We start from the raw sequence: 18,537 nt of genomic DNA on the forward strand, positions 1-18,537 counted from the left end.
CAAAATGATGGAATGTCCGCTCTGGGCCGAAAACGGCCTCGAACTCGCGCCGCGTGAACGTACACTTCAATGACTTTGTGGACGAACAGCGGCGACTGATCCAGGCGGAAACACGCGGCGGCGACCAGCGCCTGATGGCGCTCATACAGCTCCCAATGAAGCTTCCAAATCACTAAACCGGTATCTTGAGTCTGAATTGCTACATTAAATCAATGATATAAACGGGTCTCAGCCCTAGAACCTCAAGCTTCCCTTGAGCGAAAATCCGTGTTGCTGGGTGTCTGATGAAAACAAACCGTCATATGAAATCTTCAGCGTTGTGTCTTCGTTTAAAAACGCCGTGGCACCAACGGCGACATCAGCAAACACATCTCCAAAATCCGTAGAGTTGGTGAATGAGCTGGTACCAGCCGGAGCATTTGCAAAACTTGCTGTGACACCATGGTCACCGTCAGGATAGTAGCTCACACCGGCTCTGACATACGGCCGCAGAAGACTGTTCTCAAACAGCTCGATCTCATTGCCGATTTCCAATCCGGGTGAAATAGAAACGTAGGTATCTGAATTGCCTGAAACACTCAAATTTGCGCCGCCGCCGCCACTCTCAGTAACGCTGCCGCGATTGAGGTGTGTGACATTCACATCGAGCTGGGGCTTAAAGAACCACGTTTCGTGCGTTAGCAGATATGCGGCACGAGCCTGTGCGGTTACATGAGAAACATTGTGATCAGAAGCGGCAACAAGATTTAATCCGCCGAAGTTGATGGTCCGGTCTGTGTTGTAGCTGTCAATGCCTCCGCTTACTGCGGCGGCAAACAGGAAAGGACCATTTTGAAATTTAAGTGTTGCACCAGCCGTGAAGCGGTTCCCGTCGCTGTCGGCATTTGCATTTGTGCTTAGCGAAAAGCGCTCATATCCAAGCCCCAGGCCAGCATACCAACTCGGAGCAAGCTCCACCTGAACGCCGGCAGCAAGACCACCCGTATTTTCTTGAAACCCGACAGCAGTGTTGCTGTCGTTTTGCCTGGTAAACCGGCCGTGCGGGCGAACCCAGACGCACTGACCTTCACTGATCGCGGTTAAATCTTCCCCGGCAACGTCGCAGGAAAACAACAGGTTGGAAAAGTCGTTTGCCGCAAAGAGAGACGCGGTTTCAGTGTTTAGAAAAACCTCTGCCGAAAGTTGGTCAAGCGCCTCCTGATATGCTCCCATACTGAAAACACCATTCACAAGAGCGCTCAATATGGGCTCCATGTTTCCCGGTCCCGCACTGAGTGCCGTATTCAGACTGTTGGCAACACTGGCTTGATTGGAATTCAGGCCGCCAACAGCCATATCAATCGACGTAGTGAGAACAATGTCGTTTGCATTCGGATACGAAAGACTTGCCTGCAAGGCAGGACTGGTCGCGACGGCAAGACCGGCATTCACCGCGCCACCAGAAGCCGAGATGATGGTGGCCGATTGTTGGCCTGCCATGAGATTGATCATTTGCGGCGTGATCGTACCGTTGAAAGAGGCCGTTCCGCTCACATCGATACGGTCCGCCGTTCCGGCAGTTGTATCCACCGTGATTGTCGTCGTTCCACTGGTGGTTTGAGTGAGATCCCCGGTCAACGCGGTGTTGCTGACCGCCGATGCCCCGCCGGGAGAGAGGTTACCGGCATTGGTCAAACTGTTTCCCGTTCCAAGCGTAACGGTGGTTCCGGAATTGAAGATACCGGTTGACAGGTTGTTGAACGTGTTGGTCCCTGAACCAAGGGTCACATTGCCGGTGATCGTGCCAGAGTTGTTAATTAGTTCGTCACCATTCTCCCCGCTCAGCGCAAGACCCGATTGAGCTGTTATGGATGCGTAGTTGTTGAGCGTATTGGAAACCCCGGCAGCACCTTCGAACGAAACACCGGCGCCTGTCCCGGTTCCGCCGTCAATTGCTCCACTCATCAGATTTACAGTGCTGGTGCCGGAAGTGTTGACGTCTATCCGCAAGGCGTCGCCCACGGCAGAAGTTACGTCACCTGAGGAAGTGACGGTCGCAGATCCGGTATCGACCTCGGCCTCAATGCCAGTCCTCGTTGCTGAATAAACGTTACCGGTAGAATTCACCGTGACACTGTTTTCGGAAGATGCCTCAATGCCCTCGCTATTCGCGGTGATGTTGCCCACGGACGTAACGACGGTACTCGCGGCACTTGCTCCAGTAGCATCAATTCCAATGCCGTTTTGGGAGGTAATATTGCCGGTGGACGTTACGGTGATACTGCCTTCCAGGCGCAAAAATGCATTGATGCCGTCACCGCTAGCGTCGATATCGCCCGTGTTGGTTATCGTGATTGCACCGTCGCCTCCTTCCCTGCTCGCGTCAATACCGATCCCTGTGCCAGCCGTAATCGCACCAGTGGAGGTGATCGTCGTGTTGCCGTTGCCAAAGTGATCGGCGTTTATGCCATCACGACCTCCAGTCACGGTCCCCTTGGAAGTAACTGTTATGTTTCCGTCCACGTTACCAAGGAAGGCACCAAGCCGGGCATCGATACCATTGGATGCCCCAGTCGAAGTGATCGAAGATGACCCCAAATCGACATCGACAGTAATATCTTGCGCCGTCGTGCTGGTGAATGCGATGCCATCCACTCCGGAGGCGGGAGCAATATCCTGCGACAGATTGTTCACGTTGAGCGTTGTGAGAGGTGCGCTGGCATCGACGCCCGACGACACGTCCCCGGTACACGTCGCACTGGTGCCCGAAACGATGCATGAGCCAGAACTTGGAGGGATGACTGTTTGGGCTGTCACCGGTTGTGAATGGCCAATGAGAACTCCTGCACCTGCCGCTGTCGCAAGAAGAAGATTGCGAAGCGGCATTGAAGCGCTTAACTCAGTCAAAGATGCATCGCCAAATTGAGTATTGCGCTTGGCTGTGTGCCCCGGAAACATCAGTTCCGCTTCAAAGATGCCTGCCATTGATGCCCCACCAGTTTCGAAAGAGGGTTACGCATTTTTGCGTAGACCTGCAACCCGACGCCTCGGAAAAGCTAAAAATTTTGCCAACATCTGGTGCTATTGAATGTCAGTTCCCGGCCCGATGTTGCTTCTCAACGTAAACTGGTTAGGAGCGCTTACGAACCTCATTCAGAATAGCTATTGATCTTAGGCTGCGAGGCATCAGAACGGTCTCCGGTTTGCAACAATGTGTTGAGCATCCCTTTCAAAACGTCTTTCTGAGGCCAGGTGTGACGTCCAAGAAGGTTGTTCATTCGCTTTGAAGTCTTGAGACTGTCTGGTGACCATGCAGGCGCGGCGGCACTTTCGAGCATCCAAGCGCTAGATTTGCAGCGCAAAGGCGAATACCGGTTTCCTCCCATTCTATGATCTTGATGCGTCTGGCGAGAATGTCTGCTTTCGGGATCTATTCTAAATTCGTCGAACGTCGAAAACGGGAGCACAAAGTCGTCCTTTGATTCCAGTGCAGCGAAAGCCCGCTTAGAGCCCAAAGTGCAAAATGCTGCGGACTGCATAAATGTCCGCTTCTCAATTTGAAGCCCTTTTGGACTGGAACGAAAACAAGCGCGTATCGGTCACTGCAAATCCGATCCATTCTTCCGGCCCCATGGTTTCGCCCAATAACATCACTTGGAGCGCTATGGCGAACGGCGGAATTGCCCAGACACCGACCCGTTTCCTGCGCAATGCAAGCACTGCTTTGCACGGCCTGGTTTGCAGCCGTCGCACGGATGTGACCAATCTGAAAGTTAGGATGCAGTTCCCATGACGCGTAGAACACTGGAAACATCAATGAACGAAGCCGAAGACGAAGCGCTACCCATCATCCTGTGTATCGCCGGGTTCGGCGACAACGCCGATATGTTCACCGGCCTGAAACAGACGCCCCTTGTCCATTTGTATCGACTGATGCCGATAAATCTTCCGGGTTTTGGGGCACCGCCGCTCGAACAAGAAACAACTTTGCAGGGGTTGGCGGACTATGTGTGCACACGGGCCAAAGAGTGCGGGTCCAAAATTGTCCTTGCACATTCTGTAGCCTCGATCGTTGCGTCGCTTGCTGCACAGCGACCCGGTTCTCCCATTGAGCGTATCCTATCCATGGAAGGCAACATTACATCGGAAGATGCGTATTTTTCGGGAACCGCCGCTGACTTTGCCAATCATGAGTCGTTTCGGGCGAGCTTTCTTGCAAGGCTGGATGACATGGCGCTTTCCGCCCCCATCATTGCCCGATATCGCTCGGCAGTCGCGCAGGCCGATCCCTTGGCGCTTTGGCAACTCGGAAGAGATGCGCGACATTTCTCAGATCGCGTTGTGCCCGGTGAAGTTCTAGCGACATCAGCACGTGTCACATACTTCTATAATCCCGAAAACTGCCCCGAAACCACACTCAAATGGCTTGAAGAGAACCCGATGGAACGACGCATTCTTCCGGATGCGTCCCACTGGGCTAGTGTTGATCAACCAGAGCTTTTGGCAAACATAATAGCTATGTCTCTGGACACTACATCTGGATAGCAGACAATCGTATCTACCATCGCAATGACCCCTCCGCCCGCGGAGCAGTCGTTCGTTCAATTTGCCACGAACGTCCGTTTCCCACCCATCCAGTAAATTTGCTGCGCCCCAAATGAACGTCTGCTGTTGGGCGCAGCCTAAAATGCGGCGAGCGATCGGAAAGGCGCGAGTGTGTGTTGCCAAATGACGCCAGAACAAAAGAGGAATTCGATGTAACATTAATTTTGCTACACATTTTGCTACACAAATATTGAACTAATATTCTTTAAACTTATGTATTTAATATATCTTTTTCTAATTGGACTACGATTTGACGGACTCTCTGTCCGCCATATTTTCTGATGCATGCGTGAATTCTGCCGGCGAAGCGCCGGGCAGTATTTTCAGCGTCACCGGTCACGACCTGGTCACCCCGTCTCAAGCCGGAACTTCAGGAACCTTTCGCCGTCATAGTCAATGTCCCCGACGCAGACTGCCCCGAGCCGCTTGAGGGCGCCGAGGTTCTTGCGTGAGGGGGGCAGAAGGAAGGTCACGTAGGGGATGCGTTCGTCGGCAAGCGCGAAGTCCAGCGCCTTTTTCGAAATCCTGATCCCGAGACCGAAGGCGTCCGGCCGCAGGACCAGACCATAATCCCATTCATCGCCTTCCTTCTGGAAGCCGCCCCAGCCGACGTAGCGGCCGTTGCACAGAATTGCCCAGTGGCCAAGCCCGTCGCGGGCCCAGCACGCTTCCTTCTGGCCAACAAACTTCGCCACGGCGGCCTCATCCCACGTGAAGGTCAGCAGCGGCATGTGCTCCGCGACCCGGGGGTCGGACATGTGCTCCGCGATCTCGGCCGGTGCGATTTCGGGCAGCCGGGCAAAGGCGATTTCGTGGTTCAAATCTGCATCCATACACTGTCTTTGCGGGGTTTTTCCGATGGCGTCACCGGCCGCCGCAATCAGCCCGGGTCCGTCGCCCCGAAAGCGTCGGGCGTGGTCCCGATGCCATGCTGACGGTGCTGTCGCCGCGGGCTCCGTCTTTCCCGGTTCGAGGGCTAGGGTACGAACCCATAAATGAAGTCAATTTGGTTTGGATCGTTTTGGCCATCGGCGAGGAGCGAAAGTGCAGGAAATGTGGTTCATTTTCAAGCCTTTCGTGACGTGGCAGATGGCCAAAACGGCCAAATCCGAAGGACGGCAAAATGGCTTCACCTCGCAACGTCACCGCGCTTGACCGGGCATAAAGCCCGCTCTGCGCACGCTTCCTAACGAGATTTTGCCATTTCTGCCGCCAAATCGGCTTCATTTGTGGGTCCGTACCCTAAAGCTTCGAATGGCTGCCATCGCACATGGGTGCGTTTGCGGAGTTCTTGCAGCCGCAGAAAAACGCGCGGCCATCCTTCTCGGCGGTGTATTTGACCGGTGTGAGACCGGTTTCCTTGTGGCTGCCGTCGCAAAACGGCTGGTTGGCGCTGCGGCCGCAGGAACACCAGAAGTAAGATTTGCCTGCTTCAACCTCGATGGCAAACGGGGCTTTCTGTGCAATCACGGGATCGGTCATCTGTTCGGGTTTCCTTGCTGGACGGGTCTGCACACCGCTGGAAATGGGCCCTGCGGGCACCAAAAGCACCGCGCGCTGTCATGCCGCTTTGGTCACCGGCACCTGTTCAGCTTCGGAATATAAAATCCGCCTTCCCGATGGCAAGGGCAGCCGGAGCCCGCGTCTTTGCGCGCGGCTTGTCCCTGGACGGACACAGGCGGCCGTGATGATTTCAGAACGTGAACCGGACGTGCGCGCTCCACCCGCAAGACACCGGCATGCTAACCCGTGCCGGTTTGCAGCTTCACGTCGGCGATGGCGGCGCGGTTGCCTTCCTCGATGTTGCGCAGAACGATTTCCATCGCAAAGTCGGGCGACAGTCTGGTTTCGTCCTGCAGGGCAATCAGATTACCGACGAGCTGGCTTGAAACCGCCAGCAGTTCGGCCGGACAGAGCGTGTCCTGATGCCTGCGAAGGACACTCACCAGTTCCTGGCGCAGCATGAAGTGTTTTTCTTTCGGAGCAGCATGTTTCACGATCTCGCCTCCAGAACACAATAAAACGGCCGACGTTCGAGGCTCCAAGCCGGTGTGGCGCACCCAATGTTGCAATCAATCGGTATCGCTCACCGATACCGTCAAAGGAACCGGTCCGCGCACGTCCAAAAATACTAAGCACGATTTAATTTTACGGACCCCACTGAAAACAGGGCCTCCAATTTCAAGTAGACATCAAATCTATCCGACGCCCACATTAACAATATACTTAAATAGACTCGAAATTTCAATTGGATAAACTATACCTGTTCTTTATCCGTCTTTTTTCCCATGTCAGAAAAGACGATGAATCGAACACTTGCAACACAAGTGACGCGTTCCTTTACTCCGCGAAACAGAAGAGGCGCGGCTCGCGCCGCGCCTCCGATGCGTCAGGTGGTCTTCAGGCTCCTTGTCAGGCGCGGCCTTTCCAGGGCACGAGCACCCGCTCGGCCATGCGCATCAGGATGTCGATGCTGTAGCCGACGATGCCGATGAGGATGATGCCCATGATGACGATGTCGGTCAGCTGGAACTTCGACGCCGCGATGATCATCATCCCGGCCCCCTTCTGCGCTGCGACGAGTTCCGCCGCAACAACCGTACCCCAGCAGACACCCATGGCAACGCGCGCGCCAGTGAAGATCTCGGGCAGCGAGTTTGGCACGATGACGTAGCGCAGGATCTGACGTTTGTTGGCTCCGAGCGAGAAGGCAGCGTGCACCTTACTGATGTTCACGCCCGAAACGCCCGCCCGTGCAGCAATGGTCATGATCCAGAGTGCGGCCAGGAAAAGCAGCACGATCTTGCCGGTTTCCCAGATCCCGAACCAGATGATGACCAGCGGGATCAGCGCCAATGGCGGAACGGGCCGCATGAATTCGACGATCGGGTCGAACCAGCCGCGCACCCAGCTGGAAAGCCCCATGGCGTATCCGAGCGGAATGCCGATGATGGAACCGGCGACAAAGCCGCCAACCACGCGGAGCAGCGACCAGCCAAGGTGTTCCCAAAGCGTGAAGTTCTGGTAGCCCTCGGAGGCAATTTCGGTGAACCGGCTGGCGACGGCCTCAGGCGACGGCATCCAGATCGGTTCCATCTGCAGGCCCTTGTCGGGCTCGAAGTTCAGCGACCCTTTCGGCGTCATGCTGACCGTGCCGTTGTCGACGGGAACCGACTGCCCGGGCTCGATCGCCTGACCGTTCACTGCCGTGACGCGGGCCCCTTCCCCGTCGTTGCGCGTGACGCGCAACAGGACGGACCGCCAGGCACCGACGGTGCCGGAATCGTTCTGGGCAAGCCCCTCTGTCGTGGCAACTTCCGGGTCGTCAATCTTTGCGCCTGGCTCGTGGACAATGATGTCAACCGTCGCGTCACCGGTTTCACCCGCATCGTTGGTCACGGAATAGGTGAAGCTGGTCTCGCCGGTGAACGGCCCGGGGACATGAAATGGCACGAGTTTCGAACCGGTGAACGCGCCCCAGATGAAAAAGATCACGATGACCGAAATCACGGATGCAGCCCGGTTCGGCCGGATTGCGCTTTCATCGCCGAAAGTCACGGTTTTCAGGCTGGTGAAATCCTGTCCGCGCTGCATGATGCTGCTGAGGTAGCTCACAAGGAAATAGCTGGCGAGGAACAGGCCGGCATAAACGAGGAAAACGACTGATCCGGTCATGCTGCGGTCTCCGATCGGCCCATGATTTCCTCTTCCATTTCCCAGATCATCGAGAGGATTTCCTCACGCGTCTCGCCGAAACCGTCGCTCTTCTTGACTTCACGAAGGTCCGCCTCGACACCCCGCTCCGCGAATGGCAGCCGGTATTCCTTGTGAATGCGGCCCGGGCGCGGTGCCATGACGAGCAGGCGCTCGCCCAGAAGCAGCGCTTCCTCGACGGAGTGCGTGATCAGGATGACGGTCTTGCCGGTTTCCTTCCAGAGCTTCAGGACGAGGCCCTGCATCTTCTCGCGCGTCAGGGCGTCCAGCGCGCCGAGGGGCTCGTCCATCAGGATCACGTCCGGATCGTTGGCGAGGCAGCGCGCCAGGGCGACGCGCTGCTGCATGCCGCCGGACAGCTCGTAAACGGCCTTTTCCTTGAAGTCCTGCAAACCGACTGTCTCGAGAAGATGGTCGACGATCTGGTCGCGTTCGCGCTTGGGCATCGATTTCATGCGCGGCCCGAATTCGACATTCTTGCGCACGTTCATCCACTCGAACAGCGCGCCTTTCTGAAACACCATGCCGCGCTCGGCATTCGGTCCGGTGACGACGTGCCCGTTCATGCGCACCTGGCCGCCGGTCGGCGCCAGAAATCCCGCGACGATGTTCAAGAGAGTGGTCTTGCCGCAACCCGACGGTCCCAGAACCGACATGATTTCGCCGGTCTTCAGCTCAATGGAAACATCCTTGAGCGCTTGTACATGTGTTCCGTTGGGAAGGTCGAAACGCATGGAGACATTTTCGATATGGAGGCCGTCCATTGCCTGTCATCTCCTGCAGCTTGAAAGGAGGAAGGATGGAGCGGCCTGAAACGGCCGCCCCAAATCTTGCAGGGATGTGATCTTACTCGGTGTTGGTGGCTGCCAGATAGCTGGAATCCACGGTGTCGACATAGCTGTCGAGCGCCTGCGGGATCGAACCGGCTTCCTGGAAGACATCCGCCACGCCGAGCATGAAGGTCTGGACGTTTCCGCCCATCCACTTGTCGCTGAGCTTCTCTTCAACATTCGGGAATGTGAAGGTTGCGAGCGTGGCGGCAGTTGCATCCACGTCCATACCTGCGTCCTTGGCGATGACTTCGATCATTTCATCCTTGTTCTCGCCCTTGTTCCACATGGCGTTCGCCTCGGCGGTCACCTTGAGGAACTTGGTCAGCATTTCACTGTCTTCTGCCGCGAAATCGGCCGGGACACTGATGCCGTCGAACACGAGAATGCCGAGTTCTTCCTTTTCCGCGCCGGTCAGAAGCACGTTGCCGTGTTCCACCATGCGGCGAAGCGCACCACCCCAGCCGCAGACCATGTCCAGGCTGCCCTGTGCGAAGGCAGCTGCACCGTCGGCGGGTGCCATGTCGACGATTTCCATCGTCGTGATGTCGACGCCGAAATGCTTCATCTGGGACAGGAAGCCGTAGTGGGCAGCTGTCCCGATCGGAACACCGACCTGCTTGCCTTCCAGTTCCTTGGCGTTGTTCTTGTCGATCTCGAGTGCTTCGGCCACGACGCAGTTGTCGTTTTCGGAGTAGCTCACCGCGATGTCCGTCAGGATGATGTCCTGGCCGGCGGACGCTGCGACCACGAAGGGCGGTACGCCCTGGCTGACGGCGATCTGAACGTCGCCGGACGCCATTGCGGCGGACATGGCCGTGCCGGTGTCAAACGACACCCAGTTGATCGGAACGCCGAGTTCCTTTTCGTAAAGGCCCTTTTCCTTGGCATACTGGAACGGCATCGGCCACTCCAGGAAGTAGGCCACGGTCAGTTCCTCGGCGGATGAATTTGCCGGCAATCCGCTCATGAATGCCAGAGCTGCGAAAGTGCCTAGAAGTTTTGATCTGTAGGTCATTGATTTTTTCTCACTGTTCCCTCGATACATTACAGACGCGCAGATTTTCCTGTCTCGTGCCGCTCTCCTCGAATATCGGCTTGCCTGCATGGCGAAAATGGTTACGACAGAACGGCCCGGTTACAATAGAAACACTGATCTGGATCTATTGTATATCTTTATCTGGCCCTATATGTCCCCGCCGGGCCGTGTTGACTGAAAACAATTGATGCAACGGACTGCTTGAATTGTGAGCAGGCGCACAAAAAAACGCTTGCGCAGTCCGAAACGAATTCAACCTTTTCGCGTCCATGACCCGCAGCTTTGAAAGGACATCGCCATGAACGTCGCTGCTTCACCGAATGATCTGAGCGAAATCATTGAAGCCGACCGCAACCACGTCTGGCATCATCTGCTTCAGCACAAGGCGCTGGAGACGATCGATCCGAAGATCATGGTCGAAGGCAAGGGCATGAAGCTCTGGGACGCAACCGGCAAGGAACATCTCGACGCCGTTTCAGGCGGCGTGTGGACGGTCAATGTCGGCTACGGGCGCGAAAGCATCGCCGATGCCATTCGCGACCAGTTGGTGAAGCTGAACTACTTCGCGAACTCCGCGGGCTCCATTCCCGGCGCGCTGTTTTCCGAGCGCCTGATTTCCAAGATGCCGGGCATGAGCCGCGTCTATTTCACCAATTCGGGCACCGAGGCCAACGAGAAGGCCTTCAAGATGGTCCGCCAGATTGCGCACAAGCGCTATGGCGGCAAGAAGCACAAGATCCTCTATCGCGAGCGCGACTATCACGGGTCGTCGATCACGGCGATCTCGGCCGGCGGACAGCAGGAACGGAACGCGCAATACGGACCTTATACGCCTGGTTTCGTTGAGGTTCCGCATTGCTGCGAGTATCGCGCCCAGTGGGATGTCGAGAATTACGGCGAACGCGCTGCAGACGCCATCGAGGAGGTCATCCTGCGCGAAGGCCCGGACACGGTCGGTGCGCTTTGCCTGGAGCCGGTGACGGCCGGCGGCGGCGTGATCACCCCTCCCCAAGGCTATTGGGACCGGGTCCAGGAGATCTGCAAGAAGTACGACATCCTGCTGCACATCGATGAAGTGGTCTGCGGTGTCGGACGCACCGGGACCTGGTTCGGCTACCAGCACTACGGCATCAAGCCGGATTTCGTGACGATGGCCAAGGGCGTCGCATCGGGCTACGCGGCAATCGCCTGCATGGTCACCACGGAAGAGGTCTTTGACATGTTCAAGGACGATGCGTCCGATCCGATGAGTTTCTTCCGCGACATCTCCACCTTCGGCGGATGCACGGCCGGGCCGGCCGCGGCGCTTGAGAACATGCGCATCATCGAAGACGAGGGCCTGCTGGACAACACCACGCGCATGGGTGAGCGGCTGATGTCGAACCTGAACGGCCTGATGGAGAAGCACCGGGTCGTCGGCGATGTCCGCGGCAAGGGTCTGTTCTGCGGTGCGGAACTGGTTGCGGACCGCGCGACGAAAGAACCGGTCGCCGAAAAGCAGATGCAGGCGGTCGCCGCCGACTGCATGGCACAGGGCGTCATCATCGGAATCAGCAACCGGGCCGTGCCCGGGCTCAACAACGTCATCTGCCTGTCTCCGGCACTGATCGCCGGGGAAAGCGACATCGACCATATCTCCGATGCGATCGACGGTGCGCTGACACGCGTCTTCGGCTGACTCGTCTCGTCCCGGCTTCCCCATCAATATGACGGGGGCCCGACTGCAGCGGGCGTTGAATGCCCACGCCGCCCCGACCTTGAGCCGGGGCCACATGACAAGCGCCCGGCAGGTCCCGGATCAGGTCCGGGACGGCATCTCATTCTCGTGTGAGGATGTCCGGAGGTCCACAGACTGTCGCCGCGCACGCGCTGTTTCCCTCTCCCGGCGGGAGAGGGTCAGGGTGAGGGGCGGACGTCTGAGAAGAATGGGCGGCTCTCATCCCTCACCCGGCCTTTCAGGCCGACCTCTCCCAGCGGGAGAGGTGACCCGCTTGCAGGTGGTCAAGTGCCATGGCGCCTTTTCGAAGGCGCATCCTTCGCGTCTCCGCTTCCGCAATTGCCAACCGCCCGAGAATCCTGTTCTATAAGTCCAAGGAAAACAAAAATTAGGGCCAGATATGGCGATTCCGGCAGAGACTTTCTTTCTCCGGCCAGACAATGAAACGTCCCTCCAACAGCAGATCCAGCGGCTGGTCGTGGAAGCGATCCTGTCGGGCCGCTGCCTGCCGGGCGAGAAGATGCCGTCCTCGCGCAAGCTGGCCGAGCATCTGGGTGTTGCCAGGATCACCGTCACGATCGCCTACACGGAACTGGTGTCGAACGAGTATCTCGTCTCCAGGGGCCGGTCCGGCTACTTCGTTGCCCAGACAGCTCCAAGCCGGCCGAAATTCTCGCTGCCGGACCAGTCGGACAAGGCCCAGGTGGACTGGTCGAAAACGATCGGCCAACGGTTTTCCGAACATGTGCCGCTGGTGCGGCCCGACAACTGGCGCGACTACAAGTACCCGTTCATCTACGGGCAGTCGGATTCGAGACTGTTCGATCACCACAACTGGCGGAACTGCGCGCTCAAGGCTGTCGGACGGAAGGATTTCGACACGCTGGCGACGGACTACTACGAGCGTGACGATCCCATGCTGGTCGAGTTCATCCTGCGCCAGATCCTGCCGAGGCGCGCGATCACGGCACGGCCGGAGGAAATCCTGATCACGATGGGCGCGCAGCATGCGCTCTGGATCACGGCCCAGATTCTCCTCACCCAGCGGCGCACGGCCGCCATCGAAAACCCCTGCTATCCGGGGCTCCGCCAGATCCTGAGCCAGACGCGCTGCAACACCGTTGCGGTGGATGTCGATGCTGCGGGCATGCCGCCGGAAGACCTGCCCGAGGACGCCGACGTCGTGTTCACGACGCCCAGCCACCATTGCCCGACCAATGCGACAATGCCCGTTTCGCGGCGCGAGCGGCTTCTGGATCTGGCCGCGCGCCGGGGCTTCATCATCGTCGAGGATGATTACGAGTTCGAAATCTCGTTCCTGAAGTCGCCCTCGCCCGCCTTGAAATCGCTCGATCCGACAGGATCGGTGATTTATGTCGGTTCTTTCTCCAAGTCCCTTTTTCCGGGCCTGCGGCTCGGCTACCTGGTCGCGTCCGAGCCGTTCATCCGCGAAGCGCGCGCCCTGCGGTCGCTCGTGCTGCGGCATCCGCCCGGCCTCATCCAGCGGACCGCCGCCTATTTCCTGTCTCTCGGCCATTATGATGCACAGATCGCCCGCATGGGCCGCATCTACCGGAAGCGCAGATCGATCATGGAGCAGAGCCTGCAGGAGAACGGCCTGACACAGATCGGCCAGGGAACGTTCGGAGGGTCTTCCTTCTGGATGAAGGCAAAGGAAGGCGTCGACAGTTCCAGGCTGGCCATGCAGCTTCGCGAGGACGGTGTCCTGATCGAGGCCGGCCGCGCCTTTTTCGCGCAGGGCGAAGAACAGCAGGGGCACTACCGGCTGGCCTATTCCTCGATCGCTTCGGCGCGGATTCCCGACGGCATTTCCTGCATCGCGAAGCGGATGAACGAAGCCGCCGCCTGAGGCGCTTTTCTCGCTCCTAACTGCCCGTAAACACTCGCCAAATCGCCCGCGGATGAAAAAGTTCATCGGCGCGTGAAAATTTTGTTGATTTTTTCATAATCCGGAATGAAATTATCCTTGAAATTTTCACGGATGGATCGCCGGAATGGAAATGAGCAGCCTGGGCGAGGATCTCAGAGCCCTTCGCACAACCCGAAAGATGACACTTGAGGACCTGGCCCAGAGGCTCGGGCGGTCCGTTGGCTGGCTGTCCCAGATCGAGCGGGATATCTCGACGCCGCGTCTGTCCGACCTCCGCCAGATTGCAGACATTTTCGAGGTTCCGCTCTCCATCTTCTTCGGCAGCACCGATGCCCCCGACGCAGAGAAGGGACGGATCGTGCGATCATCTGCGCGGCGCATCATCGGAGAACGGGATGCCGGCCTTGTCGAGGCGCTGGTGTCTCCGGATCTCACCGACGATTTCGAGATGATCCACTCCACCTTTCAACCCGGCTCGAGCCGGAAGAACCGCATTTCACGCCCGACGCAGGAGCTTGCCTACATGATATCGGGCAAGCTGGACATCTGGCTGGATGACGATGCTTTCACCGTGACCACCGGCGACAGTTTCCGCATCCGCAACGCCTCCTATCGCTGGGCCAACCCCTACTCGGAACCCGCAGTTGCCGTCTGGGTGATCTCCCCGCCGGTCTACTGAACCCTTTCAAAAGGAAAGCTGAAGAATGTCAGTTCCCACTACAGCCCGTGTTGTCATCATCGGTGGTGGCGTCGTCGGAGTGTCCACCCTCTATCATCTTGCAAAAGGCGGCTGGTCCGACTGCGTTCTTCTTGAAAAGAACGAACTCACCGCCGGGTCCACCTGGCACGCGGCCGGCAACTGCCCGACCTTCTCCGCCAGTTTCGGCATCATGAACATCCAGCGCTATTCGCTGGAGCTTTACCGGGGACTGGCCGAGGAGGTCGACTATCCGCTCAACTATCACGTCAGCGGCTCGCTCCGTCTTGCGCACACGCAAGAACGAATGAGGGAGTTCGAATACGTGGCAGGCATGGGCCGGCACATGGGCGTCGAGATGGAAATGTGCACGCCCGAGCAGATGCAGGAGCGCTATCCTTTCCTGGAAATCCACGATCTCGAAGGCGGTCTCTGGGACCCGCTCGACGGGGATATCGATCCCGCTCAGGTCACCCAGGCTCTTGCCAAGGGCGCGCGCTCGCACGGCGGCAAGATCCTGCGGTTCACCCCGGCAACCGGCGTCAGCCGCGAGAACGGCGAGTGGATCGTACATACCGAAAAGGGCGACATCCGCTGCGAATACGTGGTCAACGCCGCAGGCTACTACGCCGAACGGGTCGGTGAATGGTTCCTGCCCTTCGGTGGCCGGAAGGTGCCGCTCGCCGTCATGAGTCACCAGTATTTCCTGACAGAACCGGTTCCCGAAGTCGCCGCATGGAGCGAAAAGCACGGGCGCAAACTGCCCCTGCTCAGGGACGTGGACACATCCTACTACCTGCGCCAGGAAACAACCGGTTTCAACCTCGGCCCCTACGAGCGCAACTGCCAGTCCGCCTGGACCCGCGCCGACGACCCGATGCCCGACGACTTCAGCTTCCAGCTTTATCCCGACGATCTGGACCGGCTGGAATGGTACATCGAGGACGCGATGGCGCGCGTGCCGCTGCTTGGCACCCAGGGTGTCAGCCGCAACATCAACGGGCCCATTCCCTATGCGCCGGACGGTCTGCCCATGATCGGGCCGATGCCGGGCGTGCCGAATGCCTTCGAGGCGCATACCTTCACCTTCGGCATCGCCCAGGGCGGCGGGGCCGGGAAAGTCGCGGCCGAATGGATCATGCACGGCTGCACCGAGTGGGACATGTGGGCCGTCGATCCGCGCCGCTACACCGACTACACGGACAAGCAGTACTGCATCGACAAGGCCATGGAAGTCTACGGCCATGAATATGCGATGCACTTCCCGCATCACAGCTGGCCTGCCGGGCGCGACCGCAAACTGTCGCCCAACCACGCGAAAATCCTCGAACTCGGCGGGCAGATGGGAGCGTTCAACGGCTGGGAGCGCGCCAACTGGTTCGCCAAGGAAGGCGACGATACCTCCGAGGAGGCGACACAGACCTGGGCGCGGTCCGGTCCGTGGCAGCCGCGCATCAAGGAAGAGTGCGAAGCCGTTCGCGATGGCGTCGGTGTCCTCGACCTGTGCGGTTTCTCCCGTTTCAGCCTGACGGGCGAAGGCGCGGCCGAGTGGCTGCGCGGAAAGATCGCCGGTGGGTTGCCCAAGGCAGGCCGCCTGAATCTGGGGTATTTCCCGGACCATCGCGGACGCGTCCTGACCGAGATGTCGCTGATCCGCCACGGTGAAGACGACTTTACGCTGATCACGGCAGCCGTTGCGCAATGGCACGATCGCGACCTTCTGAAGGCGGACCTGCCGGAGGGGCTGACGCTCACCGACCGCACGAACGAGATGACGACGCTGATCGTGGCCGGGCCGAAATCCCGCGAGCTGTTCCAGGGGCTGACGGACGCGGATCTGTCACTCGGCTGGCTGACCCATCAGCAGACGACCGTCGCTGGCAAGCCCGCCATGCTGGTGCGCGTCTCCTTCACCGGCGAACTCGGCTGGGAGGTACACGCGGCGATGGACGACATGCCCGCGATCTATGCGGCCATTCTGGAGGCCGGTGCAAAACCGTTCGGCATGTTCGCCCTCAACGCGCTGCGCATCGAGAAAGGCTACCGGACCTGGAAGGGTGACCTTTCGACCGACTATTCCATGTTCGAAAGCGGATTGGGGCGTTTCGTCAAGCTGGACAAGCCGCAGGACTTCCCGGGCAAGCAGCCGCTCATGATCGAAAAGCAGCAAGGGTCCGCCAAGGGCTTCGTCACCCTGGTCGTGGACGCGGGCGACCATGATGCACCGTACATGTCCAGCCTGTTGAAGGACGGCGAAATCGTCGGAGAGATCACGTCCTGCGACTGGGGCTACCGCGTGAACGCCTGCATTGCGCTCGGCGTGGTTCGCAAGGGACTGGATGCGCCCGGAACCGAGCTCGAACTTGAAGTCTACGGTCAGAAGCACAAGGCGGTCGTGCAGGCGGATCAGCCGCTGTGGGACCCTGAAAACGAACGGCTTCGGGCCTGAGGGAACCGATGACGACAGAGCGAAACCTGCCGGCATGATTTGGGAGGAGATTGCATGAGCGGAGCTGAAGTGAAACAACGCCGTCGCGCCGGGGGCCGTTCGGCCCGCACAGCGGCCCGTTCACGGCCCCTGGACGAGGCGGTCCGGCCGGTAAGGCCGGGCATGCCCGGCGGGTTCTACCAGGTGCTCAAGGAAGCGGATGTCCTGCGCATTCACGAGGCCGCCCTTCAGGCGCTCGAGGTCATCGGGTTCGCATCCGCGCCGCCCTCGGGCAGAGCCATCCTGACAGGTGCCGGAGCGATCGAGGGCGACGACGGACGCATCCGCTTTCCGCGCGCCCTTGTCGAGGACATGCTGGCCAAGGCCGCCCGCGACATCACGCTGACGGGACGGGATCCGAAATTCGATCTGCATCTGTCCGGCAAGAATGTGCATTTCGGCACGGCCGGAGCCGCGGTTCACATCGTTGATCCCAAGTCGGGCGACTACCGCAACCCGAATGTCCAGGACATGTACGACATCGCGCGCCTGGTGCAGCAATTGGACAACGTTCACTTCTTTCAGCGCCCCGTTGTCTGCCGCGAGTTCGAGTCGCCGCGGGATCTCGATGTGAACACGGTCTATGCCGCCTGCGCCGGAACGACGAAACACATCGGCACGTCCTTCACGGAGGCTGCCAACGTGGCCCCCGCCATGGAGCTGCTTCACCTGATGGCAGGCGGCGAAGAAGCCTGGCGCGAACGCCCCTTCGTCTCCAACAGCAACTGTTTCGTGGTCCCGCCGCTCACCTTCGCCGAAGAGAGCTGCGAAGTGATGGAAGCCTGCATCCACGCGGGCATGCCTGTCCTGCTGCTGTCCGCCGGTCAGGCCGGGGCGACGGCGCCCGCGCCGATTGCGACGGCAGTCGTCCAGGCGGTCGCCGAATGCCTTGCCGGTGTGGTCTATGTCAACGCGATCAAGCCCGGTCACACGGCGATGTTCGGGACCTGGCCCTTCGTCAGCGACCTGCGCACCGGGGCCATGTCCGGGGGGAGCGGCGAACAGGCTCTTCTGAGTTCCGCCTGCGCCCAGATGCATCATTTCTACGGCCTTCCGGGTGGTGCTGCAGCCGGCATTGCCGACAGCAAGCTTCCCGACATGCAGGCCGGATGGGAACAGGGCATCAGCAATGTCATGGCAGGCCTGTCCGGGCTCAACATGGTCTACGAGGCCGTCGGCATGCACGCCTCGCTGCTGGGCTTCTGCAAGGAATCGCTGGTCCTCGGCAACGACATGCTCGGTCAGGTTCTGCGCTGTGTGCGCGGGATCGAGGTCAAGGACGAATTCGTCGATATCGACGTCATCCGGTCCGTCGTGCTGGAAGGCCCGGGCCACTATCTCGGGCATGACCAGACGCTTCAGCTCATGCAGAGCGAATACATCTATCCCGATCTTGCCGATCGGACGAGCCCGAAGGAATGGGAAGAACGCGGCCGGCCAATGCTGCTCGACAGTGCGCAGGAGAAAATACGCCAGATCCTTTCACAGGACGGGCACACCTTCGACGACGCAACTGACGCAGCCTTGCGCGCGGCACAGCCGCTGTCAGAGCTTGCCAGACCCTGAATCCAACATTC

The 18,537-nt window shown here is 58.9% G+C and carries 14 protein-coding genes; 7 read left to right on the top strand and 7 right to left on the bottom strand.

What is annotated here, in order from left to right; all coding sequences use genetic code 11:
- Window positions 1–234: 234 nt before the first annotated feature.
- Window positions 235–2,964, bottom strand: a complete 2,730-nt coding sequence (locus tag ACO08A_RS06150; protein WP_422040295.1) for an autotransporter outer membrane beta-barrel domain-containing protein — start codon at window positions 2,962–2,964, stop codon at window positions 235–237.
- Between the two features lie 556 nt (window positions 2,965–3,520).
- Here ACO08A_RS06150 and ACO08A_RS06155 point away from each other — a divergent pair.
- Together ACO08A_RS06155 and ACO08A_RS06160 are read left to right on the top strand one after the other, a co-directional pair.
- Window positions 3,521–3,772, top strand: coding sequence for a hypothetical protein (locus ACO08A_RS06155; protein ID WP_422040296.1), 252 nt, complete (start codon window positions 3,521–3,523; stop codon window positions 3,770–3,772).
- A 23-nt stretch (window positions 3,773–3,795) separates the two neighbouring features.
- A complete protein-coding gene (locus tag ACO08A_RS06160) occupies window positions 3,796–4,524 on the top strand; it encodes an alpha/beta fold hydrolase (RefSeq protein ID WP_422040297.1) in 729 nt (242 codons plus the stop codon).
- A gap of 407 nt (window positions 4,525–4,931) precedes the next feature.
- Here the strand turns inward: ACO08A_RS06160 and ACO08A_RS06165 are convergent, their stop codons facing one another.
- From ACO08A_RS06165 to ACO08A_RS06190, 6 genes are all read right to left on the bottom strand, one after another.
- Window positions 4,932–5,417 carry a GNAT family N-acetyltransferase gene (locus tag ACO08A_RS06165; protein WP_422040298.1) on the bottom strand — a complete coding sequence of 162 codons (486 nt, stop codon included), beginning with the start codon at window positions 5,415–5,417 and terminating at the stop codon, window positions 4,932–4,934.
- 409 nt (window positions 5,418–5,826) lie between these two features.
- The gene (locus ACO08A_RS06170) at window positions 5,827–6,066 is read right to left on the bottom strand and encodes a CDGSH iron-sulfur domain-containing protein (protein ID WP_422040299.1); all 240 of its coding nucleotides are present in this window, start codon (window positions 6,064–6,066) and stop codon (window positions 5,827–5,829) included.
- Between the two features lie 260 nt (window positions 6,067–6,326).
- Window positions 6,327–6,581, bottom strand: a complete 255-nt coding sequence (locus ACO08A_RS06175; RefSeq protein WP_422040300.1) for a hypothetical protein — start codon at window positions 6,579–6,581, stop codon at window positions 6,327–6,329.
- A gap of 415 nt (window positions 6,582–6,996) precedes the next feature.
- On the bottom strand, window positions 6,997–8,259 hold the full coding sequence (locus ACO08A_RS06180) for an ABC transporter permease subunit (RefSeq protein ID WP_422040301.1): 1,263 nt from the start codon (window positions 8,257–8,259) through the stop codon (window positions 6,997–6,999).
- Complete coding sequence (locus ACO08A_RS06185; protein ID WP_422040302.1) at window positions 8,256–9,062, bottom strand: taurine ABC transporter ATP-binding protein; 807 nt, start codon at window positions 9,060–9,062, stop codon at window positions 8,256–8,258. Before ACO08A_RS06185 ends, ACO08A_RS06180 begins: the two co-directional genes overlap by 4 nt.
- A gap of 82 nt (window positions 9,063–9,144) precedes the next feature.
- On the bottom strand, window positions 9,145–10,146 hold the full coding sequence (locus ACO08A_RS06190) for an ABC transporter substrate-binding protein (protein ID WP_422040303.1): 1,002 nt from the start codon (window positions 10,144–10,146) through the stop codon (window positions 9,145–9,147).
- Between the two features lie 319 nt (window positions 10,147–10,465).
- Here ACO08A_RS06190 and ACO08A_RS06195 point away from each other — a divergent pair, with 319 nt between their 5' ends.
- The 5 genes from ACO08A_RS06195 (at window position 10,466) to ACO08A_RS06215 (ending at window position 18,526) form a co-directional block, all read left to right on the top strand.
- A complete protein-coding gene (locus tag ACO08A_RS06195) occupies window positions 10,466–11,845 on the top strand; it encodes an aspartate aminotransferase family protein (RefSeq protein WP_422040304.1) in 1,380 nt (459 codons plus the stop codon).
- Between the two features lie 439 nt (window positions 11,846–12,284).
- Window positions 12,285–13,754: a PLP-dependent aminotransferase family protein gene (locus tag ACO08A_RS06200; protein ID WP_422040305.1), complete on the top strand. Its 1,470-nt coding sequence runs from the start codon at window positions 12,285–12,287 to the stop codon at window positions 13,752–13,754.
- Window positions 13,755–13,899: 145 nt separating this feature from the next.
- Window positions 13,900–14,454: a helix-turn-helix domain-containing protein gene (locus ACO08A_RS06205; protein ID WP_421981318.1), complete on the top strand. Its 555-nt coding sequence runs from the start codon at window positions 13,900–13,902 to the stop codon at window positions 14,452–14,454.
- A 25-nt stretch (window positions 14,455–14,479) separates the two neighbouring features.
- On the top strand, window positions 14,480–16,921 hold the full coding sequence (locus tag ACO08A_RS06210) for a GcvT family protein (RefSeq protein ID WP_422040306.1): 2,442 nt from the start codon (window positions 14,480–14,482) through the stop codon (window positions 16,919–16,921).
- 54 nt (window positions 16,922–16,975) lie between these two features.
- Window positions 16,976–18,526: a trimethylamine methyltransferase family protein gene (locus ACO08A_RS06215; RefSeq protein WP_422040307.1), complete on the top strand. Its 1,551-nt coding sequence runs from the start codon at window positions 16,976–16,978 to the stop codon at window positions 18,524–18,526.
- Window positions 18,527–18,537: the final 11 nt, after the last annotated feature.

It is taken from the genome of Roseibium sp. (genome assembly GCF_965232425.1).
Lineage (GTDB): Bacteria > Pseudomonadota > Alphaproteobacteria > Rhizobiales > Stappiaceae > Roseibium.

Coding starts and splice junctions, on each gene's coding strand:
- ACO08A_RS06150 (WP_422040295.1), bottom strand. CDS start 2,964: ATGGCAGGCATCTTTGAAGCGGAACTGATGTTTCCGGGGCACACAGCC.
- ACO08A_RS06155 (WP_422040296.1), top strand. CDS start 3,521: ATGTCCGCTTCTCAATTTGAAGCCCTTTTGGACTGGAACGAAAACAAG.
- ACO08A_RS06160 (WP_422040297.1), top strand. CDS start 3,796: ATGAACGAAGCCGAAGACGAAGCGCTACCCATCATCCTGTGTATCGCC.
- ACO08A_RS06165 (WP_422040298.1), bottom strand. CDS start 5,417: ATGGATGCAGATTTGAACCACGAAATCGCCTTTGCCCGGCTGCCCGAA.
- ACO08A_RS06170 (WP_422040299.1), bottom strand. CDS start 6,066: ATGACCGATCCCGTGATTGCACAGAAAGCCCCGTTTGCCATCGAGGTT.
- ACO08A_RS06180 (WP_422040301.1), bottom strand. CDS start 8,259: ATGACCGGATCAGTCGTTTTCCTCGTTTATGCCGGCCTGTTCCTCGCC.
- ACO08A_RS06185 (WP_422040302.1), bottom strand. CDS start 9,062: ATGGACGGCCTCCATATCGAAAATGTCTCCATGCGTTTCGACCTTCCC.
- ACO08A_RS06190 (WP_422040303.1), bottom strand. CDS start 10,146: ATGACCTACAGATCAAAACTTCTAGGCACTTTCGCAGCTCTGGCATTC.
- ACO08A_RS06195 (WP_422040304.1), top strand. CDS start 10,466: ATGAACGTCGCTGCTTCACCGAATGATCTGAGCGAAATCATTGAAGCC.
- ACO08A_RS06200 (WP_422040305.1), top strand. CDS start 12,285: ATGGCGATTCCGGCAGAGACTTTCTTTCTCCGGCCAGACAATGAAACG.
- ACO08A_RS06205 (WP_421981318.1), top strand. CDS start 13,900: ATGGAAATGAGCAGCCTGGGCGAGGATCTCAGAGCCCTTCGCACAACC.
- ACO08A_RS06210 (WP_422040306.1), top strand. CDS start 14,480: ATGTCAGTTCCCACTACAGCCCGTGTTGTCATCATCGGTGGTGGCGTC.
- ACO08A_RS06215 (WP_422040307.1), top strand. CDS start 16,976: ATGAGCGGAGCTGAAGTGAAACAACGCCGTCGCGCCGGGGGCCGTTCG.